Source organism: Marinomonas foliarum, from assembly GCF_003337275.1.
GTDB classification, from domain to species: domain Bacteria; phylum Pseudomonadota; class Gammaproteobacteria; order Pseudomonadales; family Marinomonadaceae; genus Marinomonas; species Marinomonas foliarum.
Genome location: NZ_QPJQ01000073.1, coordinates 1 through 3,068, shown reverse-complemented (window position 1 = coordinate 3,068; position 3,068 = coordinate 1). Strand labels below are relative to the sequence as shown.

At 39.7% G+C, this 3,068-nt stretch carries 2 protein-coding genes; both read left to right on the top strand.

The window, feature by feature from the left end:
• Positions 1-203 precede the first annotated feature (203 nt).
• Positions 204-1,124 carry a site-specific integrase gene (locus DFP77_RS19325; RefSeq protein ID WP_114413797.1) on the top strand — a complete coding sequence of 307 codons (921 nt, stop codon included), beginning with the start codon at positions 204-206 and terminating at the stop codon, positions 1,122-1,124.
• A complete protein-coding gene (locus DFP77_RS19320; RefSeq protein ID WP_147270578.1) occupies positions 1,121-3,016 on the top strand; it encodes a hypothetical protein in 1,896 nt (631 codons plus the stop codon). Before DFP77_RS19325 ends, DFP77_RS19320 begins: the two co-directional genes overlap by 4 nt.
• Positions 3,017-3,068 lie beyond the last annotated feature (52 nt).

Below are 3,068 nucleotides of genomic sequence, written 5' to 3'. Positions count from 1 at the left end.
TGAATTGTTCTGGGTAACGTACTTTGCTCATAAATACCTCTCACTTAGATCATTTTATCTAACTAAAAGGTGTCTAGCTAATTAGTGGCGATTCAGTCGGCCATGTCATTGCTTTTTATAGAGGTATACTCAACCACAATCTTGTAGATGAGTCTCGTATTGGATCTAGACCATTTAGAAGCTTTAAGAGGTATGTTCAGACTTTGAATAATGAGGGTTTATCTCGATTTAAAGAGGTCCAAACAACCGATATTTCTATCAAGGTTACAAAAGCAGAAACTCGGCCAGACAGAATAATGGATGGTGGAGAATTGCGCCCTCTATCCATAGCCGAGCAACAGGCAATAATGTGGGGCTTGGAGCGAAAGTATTGCTCAGTAGCAACCGAATTAATTATGCTGACTATGCTCAATACGGGAGCGCGGATTCAATCAGCATGTACCCTTCGTGTAGGCCACATTAAAGAGGCATATGACGAACTTAAACGTACTGGTAAAAGTTGGGTTTTTATTCATTCTCACAGAAGTAGATTCCCAATCGATACTAAGTTTGGAAAGCCTAATAACTTTAGGTTCCCCAAGACCCTTATTGAGAAATTGTTCGTCTATATAAATAGCGAACTAAACGCTAAAAGAATGAAAAGCAGCTTCTTCGGTTTGAGCGATGAAAATTATGTATTCTTAACAGAGCAATCTAATCCATTCTATTCCTCGCGAAGTGAGATCAGGAAGAGGCAAGATGAAGCTGCTCATTGGGTTGTCAATGCTCCTGCATTCAGTCCTCAAAACGGAAGCACTTTTCGGGCAAATATTCGCAATTTCATTGCTCGTGTAAGACAAGATCGGCCTGAACTTGATGAGTTTGCGCCGCACGACCTTAGAGCTACCTTTGGTATGAACATTGTTAGAAAGCTTGCCAACGATCCTGAAAAAAGATTCACAACAACTCATATGGAACTAGCTGTCAAAACCGCTCTTAACCATAACGATATTGCTACTTCTAGACTATATGTCAATTTTGACGAAACGCTGCTTAACGTTAATTCGATTAATGAAATGCATGAAGCTATTATTCTTGACGGATACAAAGTTCTCGAAGCTATCTACGGGGAGAATCGAGTTTGATGGAGTATCGTCCAGAAATAATCATCCACATTACAGACAAGATAACAGAAGTTCTGAAACCCGAAATGACAGTGCTTGAATTCGATATCGACAACTCATGCAGAACTTGTGATGTAGGAAGTTGGTGTTACTCAGTAAGGAGTAATGCAAGAAACCCTAACCATAAGAGCCGTTCTGTCGCTAAGGAATCTATCGTTAAAGACAGGCTAAAGTATGTCGAACGAATAATCGAAGGACTACGAGCTAGCACATACAATCAAGCTACTGTTTATAGCCATGCAGGCAAGATAGCCAGGTTTATTGATTTCGCTGATAGTAAAGGGATGTCGTTATCTAATGATAAGGATTGGATTGAGTCGGTATATAGCTATTATGAACATCTAGTATTGAGCACGCGTTTAGCTGACGGTACGGAAGGTAGTTTGAAAGAGCGCTCTGCTTCAGCTGAACTATCATCTACCAAAAAAGCATTGGCATGGGCCTTGGAGTTAACAGATAACGAGGTCAGCTTAAAGATACCTCATATTAAAGAAGGTAAGTCAGAATCTCTTCCAGGAGACGACTTAGAACGCAACCAATTTGTGCAAGTATTGCTTGCTATTTTTGAGCGCTTCACAGACATACTAATCAATGAAAAACCGTTTCCTTTTGTATTAGACTTAAGTCATTGGGGCTTTGGTAAACATGTTTTCTCAAGATCTAGTCACCTGAGCAAAGCTTCATATACAAAATCTTTTGTGAATGATGATGCTGGCATTGTATCTAGAGAAGAAGTGCGTGGTCGATATACAGATTGGCGAGAATGCGTTGGTGTAATGTCTGTTTACGATAACTGGATCAAACGCCTAGACAAGACCAATAGCCTAAATACAGACTTACAGCGAAAGTCGCTCTATAACTCTGCAACGTATTGCTACTATCTTGCATTTATTGGGATTGTAGGTACCAATAATGGTGTCACCTCTGCATTAAGATTAAGCTCTTGTGAGAAATCTGAGCCGATCAATTGTAAAGCGCCTAGAGGCTACAGTTTCACTGGGCTAAAGGTTAGAGCGGGTAATAAGACAGTTTACCCAACAATGGGGAAAGAGTTTTACCAATTCCACAAGAAATATGAAAAGCTTCGTCAGTGGGGAGAAATTGAATTCGATTTAGATGTTCAAAGAGTAGGATTTTTTAGAATCTCTGGAATCGGTAAATGCGCCCCTTTGAATAAAGTCTCCATTGATACTCTTAAAGAATGGCTAATAGGACATTTACCTAATGTTAAGTGGCATACCCCTAGAGAGCTAAGAAAAGGTGTTTCATGGTCTTTTTGGAATCTAAGTAATGGTGACATCAATACCGTTGCTTGGAAACTACAGAATGACGTGAAAACTACCCTCAAGAGCTATTCCAATCCACCGAAGATAGCTGGATTAAAAGAACTTTCTACATTCATGAACGAAATGTGGAATGAAGCAATAGATTCATCGAGAAGCGCCAAATACATTCCTGTACAGATAAATAACGGTCTACATAAAACGCCTGCTGGCCACTGTAATGCTAACGATTTATCTCAAGCTAAGCGTAGCGAAGGTTTTACCGACTCAGCACCCGAGCCAAACTGCAGTAGAAGCGAAACATGCTTTTTCTGTAGGCATTATGTTTTACATGCTGACGAAGAGGATATTCACCTTATAACTAGTTTAAAGGTATTGCTTCCATACGCGCAGAAACGCGCAGCAAACGAAGCTTCCTACGCCATTAAGTTTGCACCAATACTCTATAGAATTGATGAAATACTTGAAGAGCTAATAAAGCAATTTCCAGCTAAAAAATCTTTAGTTGATGATGCTATGAATAAAGTCCTAAATTCAGATAATAAGTGCGACACTGCAAATCAGGTGTAGAAGAAGCCAACTGCTGAAGTTGATACACTTCTTCTTACCACAGATAAAGCAG